Source organism: Streptomyces sp. NBC_00212, from assembly GCF_045206365.1.
Taxonomy (GTDB): domain Bacteria; phylum Actinomycetota; class Actinomycetes; order Streptomycetales; family Streptomycetaceae; genus Streptomyces.
Genome location: NZ_CP108115.1, coordinates 1 through 23629, shown reverse-complemented (window position 1 = coordinate 23629; position 23629 = coordinate 1). Strand labels below are relative to the sequence as shown.

17 protein-coding genes are annotated in these 23629 nt (G+C 68.0%); 5 read left to right on the top strand and 12 right to left on the bottom strand.

Annotation, left to right across the window (positions count from 1 at the left end; genetic code table 11):
• The first annotated feature begins 205 nt into the window (after nt 1-205).
• Complete coding sequence (locus tag OHA17_RS00085; protein WP_331721222.1) at nt 206-3478, top strand: hypothetical protein; 3273 nt, start codon at nt 206-208, stop codon at nt 3476-3478.
• 88 nt (nt 3479-3566) lie between these two features.
• Here OHA17_RS00085 and OHA17_RS00080 read toward each other — a convergent pair whose 3' ends face one another.
• From OHA17_RS00080 to OHA17_RS00055, 6 genes are all read right to left on the bottom strand, one after another.
• Nucleotides 3567-4196, bottom strand: coding sequence for a hypothetical protein (locus OHA17_RS00080; protein ID WP_331721221.1), 630 nt, complete (start codon nt 4194-4196; stop codon nt 3567-3569).
• Between the two features lie 7 nt (nt 4197-4203).
• Nucleotides 4204-5187 (bottom strand): TniB family NTP-binding protein, encoded by a 984-nt coding sequence (locus tag OHA17_RS00075; protein WP_331721575.1) that lies wholly within the window; start codon nt 5185-5187, stop codon nt 4204-4206.
• Nucleotides 5188-5303: 116 nt separating this feature from the next.
• Nucleotides 5304-7436 carry a Mu transposase C-terminal domain-containing protein gene (locus tag OHA17_RS00070; RefSeq protein ID WP_331721220.1) on the bottom strand — a complete coding sequence of 711 codons (2133 nt, stop codon included), beginning with the start codon at nt 7434-7436 and terminating at the stop codon, nt 5304-5306.
• On the bottom strand, nt 7433-8209 hold the full coding sequence (locus OHA17_RS00065) for a TnsA-like heteromeric transposase endonuclease subunit (RefSeq protein WP_331721574.1): 777 nt from the start codon (nt 8207-8209) through the stop codon (nt 7433-7435). Before OHA17_RS00065 ends, OHA17_RS00070 begins: the two co-directional genes overlap by 4 nt.
• 137 nt (nt 8210-8346) lie before the next feature.
• On the bottom strand, nt 8347-8847 hold the full coding sequence (locus tag OHA17_RS00060) for a hypothetical protein (RefSeq protein WP_331721219.1): 501 nt from the start codon (nt 8845-8847) through the stop codon (nt 8347-8349).
• Nucleotides 8848-8855: 8 nt separating this feature from the next.
• Complete coding sequence (locus tag OHA17_RS00055) at nt 8856-9791, bottom strand: hypothetical protein (protein ID WP_331721218.1); 936 nt, start codon at nt 9789-9791, stop codon at nt 8856-8858.
• A gap of 293 nt (nt 9792-10084) precedes the next feature.
• Between OHA17_RS00055 and OHA17_RS00050 the strand changes: the two genes are divergently transcribed.
• The 3 genes from OHA17_RS00050 (at nt 10085) to OHA17_RS00040 (ending at nt 12958) form a co-directional block, all read left to right on the top strand.
• Nucleotides 10085-10366: a hypothetical protein gene (locus OHA17_RS00050; protein ID WP_406502812.1), complete on the top strand. Its 282-nt coding sequence runs from the start codon at nt 10085-10087 to the stop codon at nt 10364-10366.
• On the top strand, nt 10363-10887 hold the full coding sequence (locus tag OHA17_RS00045; protein ID WP_331721216.1) for a sigma-70 family RNA polymerase sigma factor: 525 nt from the start codon (nt 10363-10365) through the stop codon (nt 10885-10887). Before OHA17_RS00050 ends, OHA17_RS00045 begins: the two co-directional genes overlap by 4 nt.
• A 1159-nt stretch (nt 10888-12046) precedes the next feature.
• A complete protein-coding gene (locus OHA17_RS00040; RefSeq protein ID WP_399385015.1) occupies nt 12047-12958 on the top strand; it encodes a hypothetical protein in 912 nt (303 codons plus the stop codon).
• 168 nt (nt 12959-13126) lie between these two features.
• On the opposite strand, the gene OHA17_RS00035 is transcribed toward OHA17_RS00040, so the two are convergent.
• The 6 genes from OHA17_RS00035 to OHA17_RS00010 all read right to left on the bottom strand — a co-directional run bounded on the left by OHA17_RS00035 (nt 13127) and on the right by OHA17_RS00010 (nt 22519).
• A complete protein-coding gene (locus OHA17_RS00035; RefSeq protein WP_331721213.1) occupies nt 13127-14893 on the bottom strand; it encodes an ABC-three component system protein in 1767 nt (588 codons plus the stop codon).
• Complete coding sequence (locus OHA17_RS00030) at nt 14871-15137, bottom strand: ABC-three component system middle component 6 (protein ID WP_331721212.1); 267 nt, start codon at nt 15135-15137, stop codon at nt 14871-14873. Before OHA17_RS00030 ends, OHA17_RS00035 begins: the two co-directional genes overlap by 23 nt.
• Nucleotides 15134-16069: an ABC-three component system protein gene (locus tag OHA17_RS00025; protein WP_331721211.1), complete on the bottom strand. Its 936-nt coding sequence runs from the start codon at nt 16067-16069 to the stop codon at nt 15134-15136. The genes OHA17_RS00030 and OHA17_RS00025 overlap by 4 nt, the downstream gene beginning before the upstream one ends.
• 64 nt (nt 16070-16133) lie before the next feature.
• Nucleotides 16134-19409 (bottom strand): Helicase associated domain protein, encoded by a 3276-nt coding sequence (locus tag OHA17_RS00020; protein WP_331721210.1) that lies wholly within the window; start codon nt 19407-19409, stop codon nt 16134-16136.
• 93 nt (nt 19410-19502) lie between these two features.
• A complete protein-coding gene (locus tag OHA17_RS00015) occupies nt 19503-22175 on the bottom strand; it encodes a Helicase associated domain protein (RefSeq protein ID WP_331721209.1) in 2673 nt (890 codons plus the stop codon).
• Nucleotides 22172-22519 (bottom strand): hypothetical protein, encoded by a 348-nt coding sequence (locus tag OHA17_RS00010; protein WP_331721208.1) that lies wholly within the window; start codon nt 22517-22519, stop codon nt 22172-22174. The genes OHA17_RS00015 and OHA17_RS00010 overlap by 4 nt, the downstream gene beginning before the upstream one ends.
• A 340-nt stretch (nt 22520-22859) precedes the next feature.
• On the opposite strand from OHA17_RS00010, the gene OHA17_RS00005 reads away from it, so the two are divergent.
• Nucleotides 22860-23207 carry a hypothetical protein gene (locus tag OHA17_RS00005; RefSeq protein WP_331721207.1) on the top strand — a complete coding sequence of 116 codons (348 nt, stop codon included), beginning with the start codon at nt 22860-22862 and terminating at the stop codon, nt 23205-23207.
• The last annotated feature ends 422 nt before the right edge of the window (nt 23208-23629 follow it).

Here is a 23629-nt window from a genome sequence, read left to right as displayed (position 1 = left end):
CGGTGCGTGTTCGTGCTGGTCAGGGGCTTGCTGTGTGGTTGGGATGGCCGGTCGCTGGCGGGTGGGGCCGGGGAGTAGGTCGGTCATCGAGGCCGGGAGGACGGGGTGGCTGTGGAACGATCAGGGTGTAGTCCGGCGTGTCCTTGGGACGGTCAGCTCTCTGGTCGGGGCGCTGGTCTGGGCCGGCCGATAGGGGGTGGCACCGGTGCCACAGGCGCAGGACCGTGAGGTTCTTCTGGAGCGGTTGTCCGGGCAACGCCCCGGCCCGGTCGACCTTGATAGGCGGCAGCGGATTCTGAGGCGTTTGCGCCGGTTCGGGCCCGGGCCCGCGGGCTGGTACGCCGATATCTGCACCCTGTTGGATGAGGATCTGCCGCTGCGTTCGACCGGGATGCTGGTCTCGCACCTGTTCCGAGAGCTGGAGAGTTCCCTACGCGAGGTCCTTCTGCCCGATGCCACCCGGAATGACCCGACCAAGGAGCGACGGCACCTGTTCGAGGTGAAGGGTGTGCTGGACTGGCTGGGCATCCCGACCGACAGCCCCGCGGGCGTCGTCTGGCTGGCAGAGGCGACGAAACTGCACGGTTACGCGCACCGGGTCCGTATGGAGCAGACGCCGATGGACGCAGCGGTCCGTGTGCGCCTGGCCGAACTGGAGGACATGCTCGATGTGGTGCTCGACCGCTTCGAGACCCGCTACGTCACCGTGCTGCAGCGTCTGGAGACCCTGGCTGCCGTCCGTGAGCCGGGCAACGCCCATGTGAAGCTGCTCCTGAATGCCTTCCCTCAGGACTACCTGACCCAGGAACGCTTTTTCGGACTGCTGGACGCCCCTCGGTGGCTGCCGCACCTGCGCGAGCACGGGTTTTTCAGTACGCCGCCGGCACCGGAAACTGACGATGAAGCGCGCACGGTGGTCTTTCCCGCCTGGCCGGCCTCAACGTATCTGGTGCGGATGACCAGCGTTGCCCCGGCAGGCGTGGCAGCAATCGCCGAGCAGATCCCCTCGACGGATAACCCGCGGGTCAACCTCGATCTTGCGGAGGTGGCACTCCTGCTGCCCCCCGCGGACGCGGCGCGTCTGGTGCCGCGGGCGGTGGAAGCGATCCGTGGCGCCTACCTGATCGCCCCGGACCGTTACGCCCAACTCGCGGTCCACTGCGCCCAGGGCGGTCACACCGAGCAGGCTCTGGCGGTGATGGCCGCGCTTCTGCAGGCGGCTCAGCACGGTGGCCGGATCGACGACTACGATCTCCAGGAGATTCTGCGCTCGCACAACACCACCTTGGCCCGTCACCTGGGGGCGGCTTGGTTGGAGGTGCTGACCGACAGCCTGGCAAGCACGCTCCTTACCACCGGGATGGACCCTGACCGCGCTGGCGGGGAGGACCTGTCCGGCGTGTGGTACCCGGTGCTGGACCCGGGCCACGGGGGGATGCGCTCAGACGACCGTGCCTTGTTCACCGAGGCGGTCCGCGACACGGCAGACCACCTGGCGGCCACAGACATCCGCCGGGTCCTTTCCATCCTGGAGTCCCAGCCGTGGCTGGTCTTCCGCAGGCTCCGCCTGCATATTCTCCAGCGTCACGGTGCCAACGCCCCGGACGCGGTGGAGAGCATCCTGACGGACCCCGACCAGATCACCGCCGCCCGGTCACAGCGTGAGTGGGCACTCTTGGCCCGTGCCCACGCCAGCTCGCTGAGGCCGCCCGTTCTCGAACGGGTGCTGGCCGTCATCGACGCCGGGCCGGACACCGAACGGTTCGTGGAGCGGTTCCGTAGCACTTCCGGTGGTGCGGAGCTGCCGGAGCAGTACGTCGAGCAGTGGGCGGGTGCCTGGCAGCGAGACCGTTATGCCGCACTGGCCGATGTCCTGCCCGAGCAGCAGCTGCGGCGCTACCGAGAGTTGTGCGAGAGCCTCGGTCTGGCACCGTCGTTGGACACGATTCCCCAGCCCCTGGCCTGGTCGGCGACCGAAGAGGAGGGCTCGCCGGAGAACCTGGCTGCGATGACTGCCACCGAACTGATCAGCCACGCCCGGCAGTTCCAGCCCACACCAACCCGGTTCGGCACGAACGCCGAGGCCTTCTGCAGTCAGCTGCAAGCCGCCGTGACCAGCCAGGCCCTCATCTACCAGGTAGACGCCGCGCAGTTCGCCGAGTTGGCCGATGATCATCTCGCCGCCGTCCTCCACGGATTCCGTACGGCTATTCAGGTCGGCCAGCAACTCAACTGGGCCGCCATCCTCCCGCTCGTACAGTCGGCTATCAGCCGTCCTCATACCTCCGACACCGGCACCCTGCACCTGGCCGTCGCCCGGTTTGTGCTGGCGGGACTGGCGCTGCAGAGCACCCAGCAGATTCCCACCCTGCTCGGCGACGCACTATGGGACGTACTCGAGTCGGTCTGGAGCGCCGCCAGGTCACCAGAAGACGACCTTGACGGCGACCAGCAGTCTGTTTGGGACGAGAGCTTGGAAACAGCCTTGCGAGCCGCCGTCGCGTGGGCACTGCGGCGTCGTGAACACGGCGCAGCCTTCCAGGTGCTGTTCACCGCCTTGGACACCCTGCTGCTGGACGCGGCTGGCACGCCCGCTGCCCCGGGCGCCAGCCCCGTCGGACGGACCGTCGGATCCTTGATCACCCGACTCGATGCCCTCGACCCGGCCTGGATGCGACGCCGAATCGAGGTCCTGTTCAACCTCGACACCGCACTGGGCCGTGCCAGCTGGATGGCTTACCTGAGCAGCATGTCGTCGCTCACCGAGTCCGTCGTGAGCCTCCTCATGGACGTCTACCGCACCGCAGCACGCACACCCGCAGTGGACGGTCAGGATCACCGGGACTTGCACCGGAGGCTGGGTGATCACCTCATGGCTATCTATCTGGCAGGTCTGCTCGGACTGGACGACGAGAGCACCATGGCTGACTACCTGTACTCCTCACCCGTGACTGGAGTTCAGCTCGCTTCGTTCTTGAGCGAGGTCGTCCATGACCGCGACCTGCCACCGGATACCCGCGACCGCATCATGCAGTGGTGGATTTGGCGCCTGACCGCTCGGGACGACAGCGCGCATGGACCTGCACCGCAACCCGAGGAGATCCACGCCCTGATCGGCCCGCTGGCCCGCAATGATGGTTTCCCGGTCATCTGGCGCCTGGAACAGCTGAGCGTTGTCCTCGAGACGACCGGAAGCCTCGGCCGTGACCGGCGCATCTACTCTTTCCTGGCCGAAGCAGCCACCGACTACCTCGGACCAGTCCTGGAACTGATGCACCGATGGGTCACCACGCTGGACATGTACGACTACGCCCCACGGATCAGGGAGAGCGACATCCGCGCCGTTCTGCTGGCCGGACTTGCCTCTCCTGACCACCAGGAACTGGCCCGCGACATCATCAACCGAGCCACCTATCGCGGGCACTACCAATTCGCACCCCTGCTCACGGACACCGATGACCAGCCCGGCCCGTCCTGAACCAACCCACCAGCAGAGCGGTCGGCAGAGCGGCCCCTGCCGTGCCGAGGGCTTCCGGCATCTAGAGGACCGGTGCGAGTTGTGCTGGTCAGCGGCTTGGCGCGGGGTCGGGTCTGCCGGTCCAGTACAGGGCGGTGTCGATGTCGCGTGCGGTCCAGCCGTCGGCTCGTGTTGCGCCGTGGTGCAGGAGGTCGTCGAGGAGTTGGAGGTAGCGGCCGTAGCGTCCGGGTGTGGATGTGAGGGTGAGGCCGAGGGTGTCGAGGGCGTGTTGGACGCGGCGGTCGTAGACGGCCATCCGCTGTGGTGCTGCTGCGGTGAGGATGGCTGAGGCGAGGGCGTCGCCGGTGCGGAAGCCGGGCAGTTCCCAGATGATGCCGCGGCCTGCGCGGGCGGCCTCGCCGCGGGTGAGGGCGGTGTCGCGGACGGCGGTGACGGCCCGCTCGGTGACGGCTCGTACGTGGGTGTCCGGTAGGGACATCAGCTCTGTCACCCACCGAGTCTGTGCGGAGAGCCGTTTCCAGACCACCAGGGCTGCGATGTCCGTCTTGCCGAGGCTGCCTGCACGTTCGGTTCGCTGTACGACGTCGTGGAAGACCTCGTCGTAGTGCGCTGAGACGGTGGCCAAGTAGCCGGCGCGGGCGGCGATCAGGACGTCCCATACCTGGCCGCAGACAGCAGCCAACTCCTCCTGGGCCGGTGTACCCGTCGTCTTCTTCACGTCCGCATCATGTCGTTGTCGCTGTTCGGCGGGTACGGGGTCGGCTTGCTTCTTCGGCGAGGTGGTCGAGCTGGATGGCTTCGAGGGCTTTCTTGGTGATGCGTTCGGTGCCGTCACAAATGGCGGTGATGGCGGCTTGACGGATGAGGCGGGCGAGGCTTCCGATACGGCCGGCGGTGCGCTGGTGGAGGTAGGAGGCGTGGCGGGGGAGTGTGTCGGGTGTGTGCTGGGTCAGGTCGAGGGCGTTCTCCATGTCGGTGATGAGGTCGGTGAAGGGGCGGGTGTTTCCGTGGCGGGCGGGGAGGGGCCCGCAGGTGATGAGGCTGGCGCGGCCGGCGAGTTGGGCCCCGCGTACGCCGGAGAACAGCGGGGTTGAGGCGACGTCGATGCCGGTGTAGACGAAGGTCGCTCTGATGCGCTCGGTGAGGTCTTTGAGGAGGTCGGCGGCTTCGGCGCCGGTGGTCGTGCGCGGGTTGAGGCGGTGGATCTCGTCGATCAGGACCAGGCGGACGCCGGCTTGGGTGTAGGTGTGGCAGACGGCCTCGGTGATCTGGGTCTGGGTCATGCGGGTGGTGATGGGGATGCCGAGGTAGCGGGCGAATTCGGTGGCGAGGGTCTTGGCGGTGGCTCCGGGCGGCACCAGCAGGTACGCGACCGGTACCTGCTCGTGGGCACGTCCGGGCGGGGCCGGGTTCTTGCGGGTGTGGGCGAGGTGGCAGGTGCGTCCGACTTCGAGGAGGGCGGTCGTTTTCCCGGCCGCGGCGGGGCCGGTGACGATCAGTGAGGGGCGGGCGGTGGTCTGTTGGTGACGGCCGAGCAGCATCAGGGTGCGGACCTGGGTGGCGAGGGTGTCGATGGCGGGGGTGCGGACGGTGACGAACGCGGAGTGGTAGGCGAGGCGTTCTTCCGTGCTGCGAGGCGCGTCGCCGGGCTGGGGCGGGGCGAGGGGCGGAGTGGTGGCGAAGTGCTGCCAGCCCTGCCAGGTGGTGATCGGCCACTGCGGTTCGCCGTCGTGGGCGTCGACCCACGGGGTGTCGGCTGTGGTGCGGACGGGCTGGCCTGCCGGGCTGGGGGAGTGGCTGGCGGTGGTGATGTGCGGGCGGGTGGTCACCAGTTGAGGGCTTCCTGGGCGGGGTCGTAGAGGCCGAGTCCGGTGTACGGGACGGCGGCGTTGTTGTCGCCGGGGTCGTTCTCGCCGTTGGCCTGCTCCGCGTCGTCGGGCAGGCCGTCGAGGTCATCGAGGCTGTCGTCGTCCGAGCCGTCGGCCTGCGGGGCCGGGGCGTGGGGCGTGCGGGTGCCGGCCGTGGGCAGGGGTGTTTTCAGCGGTGCGGTGCGGGTGAGGAGGCGTTGCTCGCCGGGGGTGGCGGTGCCGGTGTGGGCGCGGCGCATGAGCTGGTCGAGGGCGTCGGCGAGGTCGGCTTCGTGGGTGTCGCGGTCGCTGTGGCGGGCGGTGATGGTTTTGATGTGCTGCCAGGTGGCGCTGTTGAACGGCTGGTGGATGTGGTCGCGGTGGATCCACGGGATCTCTGTCAGGTGTCCGTCGGGCAGGCGGATCCATACCTGGCGGGCGTCGTGGGGGTTGGTGTGGACTTCCCATTTGCCGCCGCGCGCGGTGACAGGGGAGGGCTGGCCGCGGTAGGGGGCGAGGACATCGTGGTCGTAGGTGCGGTGGTCGACGCGGATGCCGCGTTCGGTGATGGCCTGCCAGCGCACCGGCAGCAGTTCGAGGTAGTCGCTGCCGCTCAGGGGGAGTGGCACATAGCCGGCCACGGCGACCAGCGCGGCCCACATCTGGTTCGGGGTCAGGGCCTTCTTGGGCAGGGTGGGGTGGCGCAGGCCTTCGTGGGGGCGGTGGTGGTAGTGGATCAGCCATTCGTCCAGCAGGTCCTGCAGCTGCGCGACGCTGAAGCAGGCCTCGGTTTCGGCGTCCGGTCCGCGGCGGGTGACGTTGGAGCCGGTGTAGCCGGGCAGGTGCTGGCACAGCAGGGCGTTGATGGTGCCGAAGGTGCGCTCGACGATGCCTTTGGCGGCGGGGGCGTGGGGCGGGGTGGGCTGGACGCTGATGCCGAGGGTCTCGCAGGCGGCGCTGAACGCCGTGGACAGGTAGACCTTGCCCCGGTCCACGACGATCGTCTCGGGCACCACGACCGGCCGGGCGGCTGCGCCCTGAAGGCGTTCGTCCAGGCCCATCAGCCGCTGTAGCTGGGGGAGTTGGGTGTGGGCGAGGCGCAGCGCTTCGGGCCAGGAGGGGCGGGCCGGGTGCGGCACGGCCATCTCCGCGAGCAGCAGGGCGGCGTCGACGGCCTTGGTGCCGGCGGGGCGCAGGACGGCGGCGAGGATGGCGCGGGTGGCGACGTCGACGGCGATGGTGAGTTCGGGCCGGCCGGTGGTGCCGTCGTCGAAGACGGCCAGGACGTCCAGCCGGGTGGTGTCGACCTGCACCTGCTCGCCCGGCCGCAGCGCCACGGTCGGGGTGAACGCCCGTCCGCCGGTGGGGGAGGGGAGAGTACGGGCGGGGCGGTGGGGGTGTTCGGCGGGACCGGCGAGTTGGTGGACGAGCCGGTAGAAGGTGGCCTGGGAAGGGGCGGGCACTGTGACGCGGCCGTACCGGTCCTCCAGGATCTGCGCGACCAGGGGCGTCAGGCCTTTGACGGTGCCCTTGGAACGGCCGCGCTGGCGGCGCAGCGCTTCCTCGATGGCGGCGATGACGCGTTCATCGGTGCGCCCGGTCGGGCTGGGGCGGCGGGTGGTGCGGTGGTCGACTAGCCCCCACAGTCCCTGCTTGCGGTAGGCCAGGCGCATGCGCTGCACCGTGGTCCGGGAGACAGGGCCGAAGCCGATCGCGGTCAGCTCCGCCGCCTTGGCCTCCTCGCGCTGCGCGAGCGTGAACCGGTCGGGGTCGTACTCGGCCCGGGGCACCCCGTCGCTGTCCGTCCCGCCGGGCAGGCCGGACTCCACCTCACGGATGTGCCGCTGCCAGGCCAGCGCCTTGCGCCGCGCGTCCTCGGGCGCGGTTTCGAACAGACCCCACTGCGTCACGGCCTGGGGCATCTCGGCGCCCACGATGGCGAAGGACAGGTCGGCGAACAGGTGCCCGGCCACGACCGTCTCGTCTTCGCCTGTCTCACCGGCGAGGTGGACCTGCTGCCCCGCCACAGCGATGACCTGCCAGGTCCGGTCACGGAAGCGGACGTGCGCTCCGACCTGCAGCACCGGCCGTCCGCCACGCCGCACGCTCACCGTCCATCCCCGCTGCCCGGGCCGCCGCAGCCGTTCGCACCGCCGGCGCCGGTGCTGACGAGGGCCCGCTCGTTCAGCGGTACGTCCAGGGGTGTGGTGAGGTGTCCGTGCCACAGGGCGTGGAAGACGGCGGGCAGGACTTCGATCGGGTCGCCTACCGCTTTGGCGCCCTCGATCAGAGGCCGCGGCTGGGCGAACACCTCACGTACGGCAGCCGCGAGAGGGGGACGGCCGGCGTTGCGGGGGTGGCGGTAGCCGGCTAGCCATTTCAGGTTCGCCGAAAGAGTCTTCTCCAGCGGCTCGAGGCGCCGGTAGCTCCAGGCGGTCTGCGCGCACGCCGCCTGAAGGACCGTCGCGGCCCGCTGCGCCCGCTCGCCGCCGGCCTCCGGGTGGCTGGGGCAGTCGGCCAGCAGGGCGGTGCCGTCGCGGTGGCGGGCGAAGAGCTGCGGCACCCACGAGCGGACCTGGCCGCGCGCGTCCCGCCACAGCAGACGGACCGGCCGCCCGGCCAGGCCGACCACCTCGGGGTCGCGGTCCAGCACCATCAGCTGCGCCCGCATCGCGGCCGACCCGCACGCCACATGCCGGCCGGTCGTGGCTGACCACCACTGCCCAGGACCCCACCGCCGCCCCGGCACCACCGGGAACGCCGACACCGGCTCCAGCTCCTCGAAGGACACCGCGAGAACCGCGTCCGCCCACCGCTGCTGCACCACCTGCCCGATGGGGTCGACGAAGACCGTTTCCCACTCGGATCCGGTGTCCGTCTGTATGTGCTGTGAGCGGCCACCTGCTGCGGCCGCTGTGTCCTTGCTGCCCACGCGCCCCAGTCAAGCCCGTCCTGCCTGTGCGGCGGGCGGCTTCACGGATTTTGATCACGAGTGCCGGGCGATGAGGTATGCCCTGCGGATCACGATCCGTCCACACCTTGCCTGCCTCCTGACACTTGCTCACCGCTCCTTCCCGGCTGCCTGTTGCGGTGGGCCGGGAGTGCTTCGGCCAGGGCGTCGGCCGGCAGGCGGGCCCAGCGCGCCAGATCCTCCAGGGCCATCCCGGCCGCGAGGGCTGCTGCTGTGGTCTCCCGTACGGCCTGGTCGATCAGGGTGGCGGCATGGCCGAGGTTGCCCAGCAACTGCTGCGTGGCGTCGGCGGTCTTGCCGTACTGGACACCGCGCAACTGGGTCAGCTGCTCTTCGGCGTCGTTGACCAGGCTGGTGATCAGTGCCCGCTGCTCGGCCGGCACCGTAGAGCGCCACGTGGTGCCCGAACCGGGCGAGCTGCGTTCCTTGGACAGGACGCGCAAGTGTCCGGCCATGGTGGCGGGCTGGTGCTCCTGCCTCAGCCACCACGGATCGTTGCCGTAGCCGGGCGGGCCCCCCGCGCCGCGGCGGATGCGGATGACGGCGCCCATCCACGAGGTCAGCGGGCCGCCGTAGTCGGTGGCAGCCAGCGGCCCCAGCCACCCCCGCCCGACCCGCTCGCCCAGCCGGCGGCAGAACGCCCCGTCGGCGGGCAGCGGCCGCGGACGCCCGGCCCCGCTGTCGCGCCACGCCAGCTCGGCCATGGCCGGTCCAGCAGTGCGTCGGCCACGGCCACCACCTCGGGGAAGACGACCGCGTCCCGACCCACGATCCGCCACCGCTCCAGCTCCGTCCCGGCGTTGCCGCCCGCGACCTGGTGCAGCCGCCGCGGCCAGATGGTCTCCCGATCCCAGTGCAGGGCCTGCTCCCACCACCGGGCGACCACCGCATAAGCCAGAGCGAACACTTTCTCCGGATCTGCTCCGGCCCGTGCTGCCCGCCGCGCCACGCCCGTCCACCGCCGCTGCGCCGCGGCCACTTCCGGCACACTCCGCGCGTCCAGGTGCTCAAGAGGCTGGTCGGCGTCCGCGTCCAGGAGCCACCGCCGGTGCCGGGCGCACACCCGCTCCCATCGCGGCGCGTACCGCACCACCCGCACGGCCGTCCCCGTACGCCGGGCCGCGCACAGGCGGCAGCCGAAGGCGACCGGCCCGGCAACCGCGCCGCCGGTCCGCCACGCCGCCGCCGGCACCCCGTTCTTTCCGGCCGACAGCTTGGAGTCCTCCTGCCTCCAGGAGGGCAACGCCCGCGCCAGGACGTCTTCCTCGACGCCGCACAGGCCTGCCAGGAGCTGCCGTCCGGGCGCGTTCAGCAGCACCTCGGCGTCGGCCCGCGTGCCTCCTCCGTCGTGCCCGGGCGGGTAGTTGCGCCACTGCCAGCACGACCGCAACACCTTCGCTTCCATCCCGTAACGGCTCGCGATGCGGCAGATCAGCGACGAGGTCGTCTCCCTCGGCAGGGGAGCGGTCCGCAGCAGGCCGGGGTGATGGGTCACTCCACCACGGTCTCGTGTCCGCCGTCTCGGCGGGCGCTTTTGCAGCGGATGCCCAGGCGCCCCGTTCTCCCCGGCGCCGTCACTTCCACTCGACGGGACCCTTCAGACCGTTTCCCCTGTCACCTCTTGCTACCCCTGTGACCTGCGAAGACGATGCGACAGGCCGGGAGGCAGGGGGAGTTGGGAAAAGATCTTGGTCTTCGGCATCCGGATCTGGCCTCCGGCGGCGTGTAAGGAAGTGAAGGCCCTTGGGCCTTTATCAACGAGTTCGTTTCTACTGGGAGGCCTGGTCGATGACTTGGTCGTACTGGGCAGGAGCGGGCGGGGTTCCCCTGCTGCTCCTGCTGTTCTTCGCGATGCGCCGAGCCAAGGGCGTCGTGGAGATGCTTGTGAAGGCGCACATCGAGACCCGGGCGGAGCGCGAGCAGCGTGCCACCATGGTCGCGATGGCGCAGTCCCTGCCCGACGGCGGCGCCGCGGCCCGCTTCGAGCAGGGACGGCCGGCTTGGCTGTTCCGCAAGGACGCAGCCGAGCCGGCAGGCCACCGGGCCATCGCCACGCAGGAGGCCGCGTGAGCGAGGCCGTACCGGGAGCGGACTTCGAGTCCTTCGTCCTCGAGACCATCGAGGCGTTCTCCCGACTGGCCCGGGTCGAGGCGGGCGACCTGCACAGCGCAGAAGATGCTGTGCAGGACGTCTACCTGAACATGTACCGGCGGTGGGCGACGATCTCTGCACAGGATGGGTCGCTCACCGCCTACGGCCGCATCGCAGTGAAGAGGGCGGTCATTGACCAGTTCCGTCGGAACAAGCGGATGGTCACGGTACCGGTTCATGAACTGCCCGAAACGGAATCAGGCATCGGAATCCCCGAGGCCGCCTACGAAATGATTAAGGAAGGAATTGGCGAACTCGTCTCCAGCCTTCCTGAACGGCAGCGCGAGGTTATCACCCTGTGTGTTCTGCAGGACCTCAGCCCTGCAGTGGTTGCGCAGCGCCTCCAGATAAAGGAGGAGTCGGTGAAGCGCTACATTAAAGCCGCCGCCAACAACCTGAAGAAGTCCATCAACGAGCACAGCGAGGAGGCCACCGCATGACATACCTGTCCGCTTGGACGCACCAGCCCGAGGAGCGGGGAACCATCCGGCTCCTCGCCCTCTGGCTCCTGCTCGAAGGCTCTGAGCAGGCATTTTCAAAGGGCTCTCGGATCAGCGAGGACCCTGTCCAGGCGGAGGGGGGCCAGCCTTCGGGCTGGCCCCCGGCCCCCGCCCCTGCCTGGAAGACCACAGAAACGGAACCCATCGAATCGGCGCGGTCCGTGAACTGCACGCTCTCCTGAAAAAGGAAATCGATGATTCCGCGACACCGCAAGAAACACGGCGTGTGGCAGAAATCCTTGAGCTCCTGGACAGGGATAATGTAGCGCGAAGCTGGTGGGAAAGGGCAGCTCTCAAGGGTGACGAAGATGCTCGGGACTATCTTCATATCCTCGATGTCGAAAGTGAAGAAGAGCTATCGACATGCTGTGGGCACGAGAAAGAACGCGCTGAGGAAGCTTTCAGATCATTCGTGAGTGGCTTTGTATGCCGGTCAGCCGGTATCCGTGTAGCTACAGACAGGGTCGACTCGGCTTTGGGGGAAGCCGGAGTCGGGCTGTCTGAAGCAACGCAAGCTCTCGTGCGTGAGATTGAGGACTTCCTGGCGCACTTGGACCACACCACCGGCGGGCCACGGTGCTGACACGACAGCGCGTCGCGCGCCCACAGACGGGAGAGTCTTTGTAGACCAAGCCTCCATGAGGCCTTCATGCGAGAAGGCCGGACGACTCGTTGAAGTGGCGGCCCATCCCCGCGCCCGCGGGGATGGGCCGCCACTGCATTACCCGTGGCTCCGTAAGTCGACTCACGGAGTCCTTCCGCCAGTTGGTACGACGTCAGCTGGGGAGACGCTACTGCGGAGGCGGTACGGCTTACACCCACCAGCATCGAAGCGAGCTGGCCAACTGCGCGAGCCTCGCCCAGCTCTGGGTTTTACGCTGCTGCCAAGCCAGGGGTTCACCAAGCAACAACCGCCGCCGGGTTCTTGGCGCTCAAGTTCGACCTGTAGACCTTGAACAGCGAGTCCTGTCAGTCACAAGGCTGTGACTGAGCGCTTCAGTTGGCGAGTAACCGCGCGAGTTAGCGCCGAAAACCCGCGCGCAGACCGTCTCGTCGATGCCACAGTGGCATTCGAAAAAACGACCACTTGGGGGTTTTCGTGACAGATCCGAATAATGTCGACTGGCAGCCCTTATCGCGCCGCCACATCTCGACGCGGGAACAGGCTCTGTTCGAAGAGGTACCGGATCATCTGATTCGCCCGCTGAAAACTTGGATTGCCGAGTACCTCGCCGACCATCCGAAGCTCACAGGACGAGTTGCTCTGCAGATGCGCATTGCTCTCGACACTCCAGATCCCGAGCAGCTTGTCGAGGCCGTTGCTGCCAGCGATCTCTCACTGCTACTTGATGTTGTCGACGTGGTGCTACACCTCGACAAGGGGCTGTGGTGGGAGCTTGATGTCGCAGGCCCTGAACCCACGAGGGAAGCCGGTCTGGCCGACTGGCTCCCGGACTTCTCTTGGCCGAAGGGAAGCAAGGCAGCAGCGGTCGAGAGGCTCGACGAAATGCTCATGGACGCTGGCTCGGCTTTTGAGGTCGATTGGCGTCAGCGGTGCTTGCAGCGCCGAGTCGACGCCACGGTGGCTATCGCTGCCGAGCAGGCAATGAGCATGGACACCGGAACGCATCTTCGGGCGGCATGGATCGCTACGTACGGGCGGCACCCAGATCCGTCGAAGGCATACGACGAGGCGATCCGAGCCGCTGAGGCTGCGGCCATCCCGGTCGTGCTGCCGAAAGGTACGAAAGAGACCCTTGGCAAAGTTCATGCACACCTCAGGGATGCTAGTGACAAGTGGGAACTTGCGATCGAGGGAACAAACGACGGCTCTGTTGCTCCTCTGACCGAGCTGATCGGTCTGCTCTGGAAGGGGCACGTTGCTCGACATGCTGGCGGCCCCACCTTCCGCCCGCAGCGTCAAGACGAAGCGCAGATGGCGGTCCATCTGGCTGCAACGTTGGTGCACTGGTTCAGTACCGGTGCAGTCCGGCAGCGAAAGTCAGGATGATGAACGCGGAGCCCCATCACCCGGCTTCATGCACGCGAGCGAGCGGCTTTACTCAACTCGCCAAATCAAGTGCTCAGTCACACAAGGCTGTGGTCGGGTAGCCGGGTCACGGCCACGTGACCCGGCTACCCGACCACAAAGGCTCCGCCGGGATGGGGCAACGCTGGTCTATCTCTTGCCAGCCGTTTTGAAGCGGAATCCGAAGAGACCGCCGGTTTCGTGTTCGTCGGTGAGGCGGGGGTTGCGGATGTAGGGCTCGGGATCGAAGCCGCGCTGTGCGGCCATACCCAGGCTGTCGGTGTTGATCGTGACGATGTACTGCAGGTCCTCCTCCACGGTGACTTCGGCGGCGAGCTTCAGGGCAGCAGCGACTTGCCGGTCGTCGACGCCGTCGTAGAGGTGGCTGTCGTGGATGAGGAAGTCGGGGCCACGGCCGTGGCGGTGTGCCAGGACCGCGAGGGTCAGATCGAAACAGAAGATGACCATGTTGCTGATGCCACGGCTGCCGTCGCTGTCGATGCGCGGGGTGATGGTCAGGCTGTTGCGGCCGGCCTCGATGGCGAGGTAGGCCTCGCGCCCTTCCCCATAGAGGCGCTGGGCGTAGTGGGAGAACAGCAGGATGGCTTCGTCGGTCTGCCGACGGCGCTCCTGGAGATCGGTGTCGACCGCCTGCTGCAGTTCCACGCTCTTCGCGGTGATCTGCCGGGCGCTCGCTTCGAGGGTCTGAGCCGCTTCGAAGCGGTGACGCAGAGCCTGGAGCGCGGCCTCTTCACGCCCGAGGGCCGTCTGCAGGGTCGTCAGAGCCTCCAACGCTCCTCCCTCGGCAAGCTCTCGAAGGAGGCGGGCCTGGTCCTCGCCCAAGCGTGCCCGCTCCGAGCGGCGCGACTGAAGCCGCTCGGTGAGCTCGGCGACCTCTTCTTCCAGGAAGCGTTGGCGGTTGCGGACCACTGAGTGGTGGAACGTCTTCACGTCCTCGAACCGCCGGCGCACCTGATCGTTGAGGACGACGCCGAGTTCTCGGTAGACGGGCTCGAGGTAGTCGACTTCGACGTCGGTGGTCTCGGTGACGGCTGCCTGGAGCTCTTCGAGGTTGTGCTGGTCGATCACATCCTCCTGCGCCAGCTGCTTGATACGTCGGCTGACCTGGTCCGCTCTGTCCTTGAGGCGTTCGTATTCGGGGACGACCTGAAAGGCTGCAACCTGTGCACGGAGCCGCTCCACCTGTGCCTTGGCCAGGGTGATCTGGCCTCTGAGGTCTGCGGTGGAACCCACGATGCGCCCCCACACGGGGTCATCGACCGCTTTCTTCAGCTGGGTACGTGTTGCCTTGCGGGCGGCCAGCTGTCTGTACTCGTCGACGAGCTGCCAGTCCAGGCCCAGCAGATAGGCGAGGTTGGAGGCGGCTTCCGGGGCGGACTGCCGGGAGAACGTACGGGTCGGCTCGTTGAAGCCGTGCGACGAAATACGCCGGGCGAGGAAGGAGAGCAGCACCCTTCCGCTTACGCCTGGATGGTCACCGCGCAGACCGAAGAGGTCCCGCTCGATCAATTGTGTCCACCGCTCCACGGGCAGCTCTACGGCGCCAGTGCGGGGAAACATGGCACCGTCGTCCGTCCCGGTCACGTCCTCGTCGAGCGTCACGAAGCCGGCACGCTGGCCGCTGCGGCGGACCTTGAGCGGACTGCTCAGGCCGGGCCAGTCCAGTTCAAGGTTGAACGTGATGTGCCGCAGCGCCTTGTTCATGGCGAGCGTGGTGTTTGTGGCCCGGGCCCCGAGCAGGAAGTGGATCAGCTCGATCAGGCTGGACTTGCCGGCGCTGTTGCGGCTGTCAGTGTCTGCGGAGGAGGCGGTGGTGGAGGCGACGATCAGGTTCAGGCCCTCGACGAAGGACACCTCTTTGAAGCGCCCGTCGTCAGCGCTCAAGCGGCGCAGCATGCATGCTCCTTGCAACGAGGATGTCCTGGTCCAGCTCTATGGCTCCCGTGCTGTAGAGCACGTCCAGTGCCAGGACGAACCAGCCGAACGATACGGGCGAGGCGTGGCCGTGACCGGCCCGCCAGGTCTTCAGCCGGGCCCATGTCTGACTGACAGACCGCGGTTCGTCCAACTGCAGCAGGACCTGGGCGCCGACGGCGAGCAGGCACCGGTCAGGCGCAATGCCCTTCGTAGGAGTGATCATGCCGATATCCCGATCCCGGGCTGCCAGCCAGTTGGAGGCGCTTCGAAAATGTCACACCGCCCGAAGAAATGCGCGAGTACAACGAGGGCGGCACGCAGCACCTTGGGCTGCGGCTGCGCGTTGCCCAGCACGTACATCTGCAGCTGCCACAGCACGTCTTCAGGATCGGCCCAGTGTCTGCGAACCTGCTCGTAGTACACGCGGAAGCCCCGCGCGACCTCATCGTGTTCCAGCTCCCGCATATTGCCCGCGTAGAAGGCGTCCACGAGGTGGGCCTGCCGCATCCCGCGGAGCAGGTCCTCGCGTGCTTCGCCTTCAAGCCGGTTGAAGTCCAGTTTCTCGATGCGCACGTCTGGCAGAGGCATGAGCGGGTCAGAGGAAGTCCGGAGTTCCTGAAGCTGTTTCAGGAGAGGCTCAAGATCATCCATCCCGATTCCGAACGTCATCTCCTTGATCGGGATCTCGCATCGGAGGACGTCTTCCGCTATCACCTGGTCCAGTTGCATGCACTCGTGCCACAAGCGACGGCTACCCATCTGCTCAAACAGCAGGGCCGGCGTGCTGGTGGCCGCCTCGGACAGCATTGCTGTCACTTCGGGGTGAACACCGCGTCGATCGTTGTGCACGAACACGAACGTGTTGAACTGCCCGCTGCGCTTGGCGAGCGCACCGGCCAGGTCGCCGTGGAACTTCTTGCGAACCTTGCTCGGCTTCACCGTCTGCGGGGCGTAGCAGGCATACAACTTGCGGGAATGCAGTGTGAGACCGTCTGCCGACATATCGCCCAGACTGCCTGCGGTGCGCACATCCAGGAAGTCTGGGTACCTCGAGCACATGAGCCGGTGGAAGAAGTCTTCGAACTCGTTCTCGTACAACTCCGCCATGAGCTCAAGGAACTTAACCCGCGCATAGGCGCGCTGCTCGTACCGCATATAGCCCCCTCGCCTACAAGGAGGAAAGACTAGCCCTACGTGATCACTCTCGGAAGTCTCACCGTCACGCTCCACGCAAGGCGCCTTGCCAACTCGGAGTCTCAGGGCGGATATCGATGGTGCTCAGCAGCGCCTGTTGGTGGGGGTGGAGTTGGTGCCAGAGGACGGTTTGTTTGCGGGCCCAGCGCTGAAGTTCGGGCGGGAGGGACTGGCCTGTGGTGTGGAGGGTGCGGTGCTGGTGGTACTTGCGTTGCCAGGCGAAGGGCCAGGGCGGGTTCCACCAGGGGTCGAGGATGGTGAGTTCTTGCAGGGTGAGGGCGGACAGGAGGCCGGTGCGGGCTTTGCGCCGCTGCTGGATGAGCCAGTGCCCCAGGGCGAAGCCGTGGTGCTGGGCGTGTTTGAACACGGCGAGGTGGCCGTGAGCGGCGGCATAGGCACGGGCGTGAGGGAGGCCTTCGCCTGGTGGATAGCGGTGCGCGGTTGTATGAGCTGGTACGGGTTCGGTGGCGGGCGCGGCGCCGAGGGCGGCCAGGAGCTCTTGCTGGGTGGGATGGAGGCTGTCCCACAGCCTTGTCTGGGTGGTGAACCAGCGACGCTGGGCCACGGTCAGGTTGCCGCTGGCCGGGGCGGCGTGTGCCCGGTGGTAGGCGCGCTGCCACGCCAGGGGCCAGGGCGGATTCCAATGCGGGTCAAGGGCGTTCAGCGCGGCAATCCGGGCCGGATCGGTGCGCCCGTCAGCCACGCGGTGTCGCTGGCGTAGGAGCCAGCTACCGAGGGGATAGCCGTTGTGGCGGGTCCGTTCGGCCACGGCGAGGTGCCCGTGTTCGGCGGCATAGCTATGTGCGTGGGCGAGCCCTGTGTCTACGCGGGTGGGGCTTCGATCGGCTTCGGTCACTGCGCGGGCGACGACAGAGGTGATGCCGATGTCCGCGAGGAGACTCTGCTGATCGAGTTGCAGAACGTCGTGCCGGACGCACTGACGGTGCAGCCACACTGTGACCTCGTCCTCGTCCCTGCCGCGATGCGGGCCGGGCACTTTCAGCTGGCCTTTCCGCCATCGCTTACGGGCCCGCTGGTAACTCCGCTGCCAGGGATAGGGCCAGGGCGGGTTCCACCAGGGATCCAGTTCGGCCAGCAGTCGGCCACGCAGCCACATGCCTTCGGTGGCCTGAGCGTGCCGACGGTCCTGGCGGCGCTGCTCCACCAGCCAGCGGCCCAGGGCAAACCCGTCGTGCACGTACTCGGAGGCAACCGCAAGGTGCCCGTGTACCGCGGCGAAGCAACGAGCATGGGTCATGCCGTCCAAAGCCCACAGACCGGCAGCAGCAACCTGCTCGTTCACGGCCTGGGGTGCCCCCGTCCCGCCCTGCACTTTTGCGGCTTCCTCGGCCGTGATGCCGATGTCTGCCAGCAGGCGCTGCTGACCGGGGTCCAAACGCCGATATGCGGCGCACTGCCGCGACAACCACAGGGCGAGATCTGCTTCGACTCCAGGAAAGCCGCCCCCCACATCGAGCCCGCCCCGGCTCTCCACCAGCCGCCGGGCCTGTGCGTAGAAGCGCTGCCATGTCAGCGCCCAGGGCGGATTCCACCAGGGATCGACGGCGTCGAGTGCGCGGGAGTGCTCCGTGGGTTCCCGGTTCTCGCGGGCCCTGCGGCGCTGGTGCACGAGCCACGATCTCAGCGGATACCCCTGGTACATCGCGTCCTTGCCCGAGACGGCCAGGTGACCGTGCTCGGCGACGTAAGACCTGGCGTGCGTCAGCCCCGTTTCGAAGCCGGCCTGGACGGGGACCCGCCGCGGCAGAGCGGTGCAGGCCGCCTCGGCCGTGATCCCGATGTCCGCCAGCAGACGCTGCTGCTCAGGATGGAGAGTGCTGTAGCGGGTGCACTGCAGATACAGCCACTCGCCGTTGAGGATCTGCGTGCCGGGGAATCCCGTGGCCGCATCGGGCGGGCCGGCGACTGCGGCGTGATCGCGCGCCCGGTAGTACGAGCGCTGCCACTGCACCGACCAGGGGACGTTCCACCACGGGTCCAAAACCGCGAGAGCCTGTGCACGGTCCGGCGCTATCGCCCACGCTCTGGCCTGGACGTTGCTCAGCCATTCCCCAAGCCGATAGGAATCGACCACGGTGTCCTGCGGGACTGCAAGGTTGCCGTGTTCGCGCACGTAGCGGCTGGCATGCACCAGGCCAGCCGCGAAGGCTTCGTCAGCCTGCCGGCTGTGTCCGCGCCGCCGCTTACCCCCCGCACTACGGCCGCCGGACCCCACACGCGCCCGTACCGCGAGTTCGTCCACCAGAGGGCGCTGACGGTGCGCCGGAGCTACCGCCCACATCGCCTGTTCCGCAGCCCTTGTCCCGCCCTGCGCCCGCACGCACTGATACGCCCACGCAAAGAGAGGACCTGACGTCTCCTGCGCCAGCTGCTCCACGTACCAGGGCCTCCGCACACAGCCCGCAACAGTAGTCAAAAGCGACGGCAGATCAGCCAGGCGAAAGGGAACATGGCCCTGCGCATCGGCCACCACACGGCGCCGGAAGCCGTCACTGGCAAGCAGCGTGGCCAGGGCAACGGTCTCCGGATAGACCACCAGTTCCCGAGCCACAACCCGCCACGCATCCTGGTCCAAGCCAGCACTGTCCAGGCTCCGCAGCCGCGCCGACCACATATGCTCCTGCGGCCACGTCTGCCACCACCACGACGAGGTCACCGCCCGCGCCACCTCAAACGCATCCGACGCCAGCGCGGAACGACGCAGCAGCCTCACGTGACAGCGCTGGGCGTCCAGCACTTGCCCGCACCCGGCCAGGTCCACCACCCGGCCCGCCGTGCCCGGTACATGCATCAGCCACCGGCGATGAGACAGGCATACCCGCTGCTGCGGCCCCAGATACAGGCGAGCGGTCTCCCTCATTCCGGTACGCCGCGCCGTGCATCCAGGGCAAGCCGGCCCCCAGCACCGCACCTTCTCCGCGGTGTGGTGAAACTGCGCTGCTGGCCCTGTAGCGAACCGTCGACGGGGCTCCTCCTGAGCCCAGGCAGGCAGCGCCCGCAGCAGACGATCCTGCGGGACGCGACACAGCTGTGCTACCCGGTCCCGGGCCTCCTGGTTCAGATAGATCTCACTGTCCAGCCGTGCCCTGCCCATCGAGTTCGGCAGCCCGTCCACATCGAGGACCGCCGCCAGCAGGTCCCCGAACCCCATGCCGTAGCGCGCCGCCAGCCGCGTCAGGAACGACTGCGTCATCTCGCCCTGCAGCGGCCCCACGCGCAGCACACCGCGCGGCAACGCGAGCCTCCCAACTGCTGCCGGTGCCTGACTCTCGCCGCTCATGCCACCCCAGTCCGTCGGCCCCGCTTCTCGTAACCATCTGCGAGCCACACCTGGTTACGGACCCGAGAGGTCTGCGCACCGATCAAGCAGCACTCATGCCCACTCGACTCCCAGTCCCGCGAGGGCAGCGCGCTGCTCCTGTGCGAGCTTGTCGCGGCGGGTCCTGGTGTTGGAGACCCATACGCCCAGTTTCACGATCACTGGCTCCGTCTCGCCGTCGACCACGATCGGCTCACCGTGGCCGCGCGGGACAGGCCGGTGGACGCCTTCCCGCTCCACCCACTGCGCGAGGGCCACCAGGCCGCGCTGGAACGTCGCCTGTGCCTTGTTCGGGCCCTTCGTCGTACGCGTGGCCGCAGGGGCGGGAGACGGCGTCTGGACGGGCTGTACGCCCAGCTTGGACAGCCGCTCCTGCTGCTCGGTCGACAGCTGCGCCCAGGTGCCCGCCTGGGACTGCCGCTGGAGCCACCGCCCGATGTCGTCGCCGTCCATCAGCACGCCCGGCTGGATCTCGGGCAGGCTGCCGTCGGCGTCGACCAGGTCGGCGAGGACGCGGTAGTGGCGCTGCCAGTCCAGTGGCCAGGGGCAGTTCCAGTCCGGGTCGATCGCGGCTAGCTGCTTGGCGCGCTGCGCCGCCCGCTCCTGGTCCTTCCCGAGGCCGCCCTTGCGGCGCAGATTGGCGATGTGCTGACCGATGGGCACCATCGCCTCGCCGTCGCCCTCGCCCCAGACCTGGTCTTGGCGGGGAGCAAGGTGGCCCGTGGCCTGCCGGTAGGAGCGCAGCGCGGCGAGTTTGGTCTCCCACGCCTCTTCGCCGGGCTCCCAGACCATCCCGGCCTCCGGGGCGTCCAGCAGGGTCTTGCGCCGCTCTTCCAGCTCCCCGGCCCGCAGGGCCTTCCGCTGCTGGTGGACCCATCGCCCAAGCGGAAATGCCTTCGTGACCCCGACTTCGACCTCGACGTCGTAGGGAACGGCGTAGAGGCCGGTGATCGCGTTCTCCTTCCGCCAGCGGATGAGGGCTTGGTAGCCCTCCAGCCACACCAGGGACTCCGGGCGGTAGACCCGTGTGCGCAGGAACGCGGCGATGGTGGTGGCGTCGCGCGGGTTGGAGAAGTGGAGCAGGGCTGCTTCGGCGGCGGCCTGTGTGTCGTCGTTCTCCTCCTGGCCCCCGCCGTCGTCGCTCTCGCCGTCGGCCCCGACGATCTGGCCGTCCTTGTCGCGCTGGACGTGGACCTTGCGCTTGCCGCTGGTGAGGGCACGGGAGGCGAGCTGCTCAACAAGTCGTTCATCGTGCGAGCGCAGGCCCTGGAGGACGGCTACGAGGGGGCGGAAGGAGGCGCTGGCGACCATGTCGGTGGGGTCCTCGTTCGGCTCCAGGAACACCGGCACGATGATCCTGGCGACCTTGGTGGAGCCGTCCTTGTTGAGCCGCAGTGCCCGGCCGATGTTCTGGACGATCTCGACCTGCGAGCCGCGGGTGTCCGCGAAGCAGACGGCTTCCACGCCCCGCTCGCCGGTGATGTCCACGCCTTCACCGAGAACGCGAACGGACGCGAGGAACGCGCGGTGGACCCGGTGCCCGGCCGCGTCGATGCCGTTGGCGAACTGCCGTAGGACCTCCCGCCGCTCGGACACGAGGTGGTCGCCGCACAGCCAGGCCGACCAGACCCGGTCCGGGGGTACGTGGCGGCCGGCCTCCAGCTCGTAGAACTCCGCGTCGATGGAGGACTTCGGCAGCTTGTCGGCGGCGGCCAGGTCGTCGTCGGTGGCGTCGTTGACGTACAGCTCGGCAGCGGTCTTCGGCAGCTTCTCCGCGAACGCGGCTGCCTCTTCAACCTTCTGGTGGAACGTCATGACCGTACGCAGGTTGTACGCCGCCGCGTGCTCCAACAGGGCGGTCTGCAGGAGCGCCAGGCGCCGGCCACGCCGCGCCTCCTCCGACTCCCCGAGGACCGGCGAGGGATCGCGGATCTCCAGCACGTCGATCTCGAACCCGGCGAGGATCTCCCGCTCGATCGCCTCCGAGAGCCCGAGCTCGGCGAGCCACGCGCCGTAGGTGCCGTTCGGGTCGTCGGCCATGGTCGCGATCTCCGCCTCTTGGCCGTCCGCGCCCTTCTGCGGCCGGGCCGCAGCGAGGATGCGCGGCGTCGCGGTCAGGTAGAGCCGGAAGTCGGCGGGGATCCGCTGGTTGTCGTGGATCGCCGCCCACGGCCGCCCAAGATCACCAGCGGTTCCGTGCGCCTCATCCACGATCGCGAGGTCGAAGCCGCTCATGCGCTGTCCGTACAACCGGTCTCCGCCCGCCAGGGCGGCCTCCAGTGGCCCGCGGACCTTCCGCTGGCCCTCGGGTGCGTCGATGTCCTCACGGTCCACAAGGGAGGCGTAAGTGGCGAGCACGATGACTGGCCCGGACCCGGCCCACAGTGCGAGCTGGATCGGGTTGGTAGTGGTGCGCACTCCCAGTGAGTTGAGCACCGGGTCGTTCTCCAGCGAGCACACCGCGACCATCGGGGCTCGGTGGCCCACCAGGCGCCATGCCTGGGCGGTTTGTGCGAGCAGGTCCAAGGTGGGCACGGTCACGAGGATCCGACTGCTGGGGAAGCAGTCCAGCGCGCACGAGGCGGCCGTGATCGTCTTGCCCGAGCCGGTCGCGGAGACGATCGTGCCCCGGGCCCCCTGAGGGGGAACCGGTGATCTTGCAGGGAATCCCACCCACTTTCGGAAACTCGACTTCTGGTCTACTTGATGTTCTCGGAGCTGGATCAAGGAAATGCCCCCGGTTCGGGAAGGACCTGATCGACGGAAATGATCCGGTAGCCGCAGTCCTCGTAGAGGCTGGCAGACCGGCTGAACGTGGCCTGGGGGTGCTCGACGGCCGCACCCTCAGAGCCGGCGAAGACACAGCGGATCAGCGGCTGATCTCTTACAGAGGCGACGGGTTGGGCCGTGATCCGGTAGACGCGGTACCGCAGCACCTCGGCCGGCAGCCCGTCACCGAAACGCTCGCCCACGGCAGCCTCTACAGGCACACGCTGCACCCGCAGTTCTTCACGGCAAGTCACTCTCCGGTCCTCGTCCGGGAGGTACACGGCCAGCCGCTGCTCCTCCATGACTCGAACGATCCAGCCCATTCGAGGCGCCGGCACGAGGCGATGTCCCGTTCGTTCGGCCTTCGCGGCTCCGCAGGGGCATGACGTGCGTGCCCTTCACAGTCCTGGGCAGCCCGCCGGTACTCCCTCACTCGGTTCAGCGCGAGCCCGCGGGCCCGCCTGACCACATCGAGCAGCGCCAATTCATCCGGATAGTATTCATAGACAGGCATCTAGCCACATCCCGCTAGCCACATCCCGCTCCCGGGCCTGAACCATGTAACCGACTTTTGCCAACAGTACATGCTGCATCAAAAATCATCAGGCGCTTCCAGTCACCGACAGTAGGTAGGATTCGATCATGACCGACCAGTGGTACGTCCTCATCGAAGAGGACACCAGAGAGACCGAACGCGCCGACGGCGTGGAACTGAAACTGCACCGATGGATGCTGGCAGGCACTCACCACATCAACGGCGACCAGGAGCAAGCCACCGCGGCAGCCAAGGACGCAGCCCTGCATTACCTGCCGGGAGTCCTCGCCCGGCACGCTCAGCCCGGAGACGAGCCGGCCCGCCATGCTTTCCTCACCCCGGACGGGGCCTGGGTGGTGCTCCTCAAGCAGCGGAACCGTGAGTGCCATATACGGGTGTCAGTAGGCCGGTTGATGCACTCTCAGGAGGAGAAGCAGGCCCACCGAAAACGCTGAAAGAGATGCTCCGCAGTGCTGTGCAGGCCCCCGCGCCCTCCCCGAAACCGTGGATGCCCGCCGGGAAAATCTCAGAGTGAAGCAGCAGGACACCCCCGCTACCAAGGCCTCAGAAGCTGACGACCGATCACCCCGGACCCCTCCTTGCTGCCAGCCCAAGCCGCGCGGAGCGCGGCTCACCGCCTCGCGCGCAGCGTGAGGCCCGCGGTTCGGAGCGCAGCGAAGAACCGCACAGCCCGAACGCAGTCCGGGCCAGGCTGCGCAGCAGCCCCACCCCCGAAGCGCAGCGCAGGGGGGTGCCAACCCGAGTGCGCAGCACTCGGGTTGAGCGGAGAGCGCAGCGAACCGCCAGCGCTCCCGCGGAGCGGAGCGCAACCCCCGCGCGCAGCGCGGGGGTTCGCTTGCACATCGCGCAGCGATGT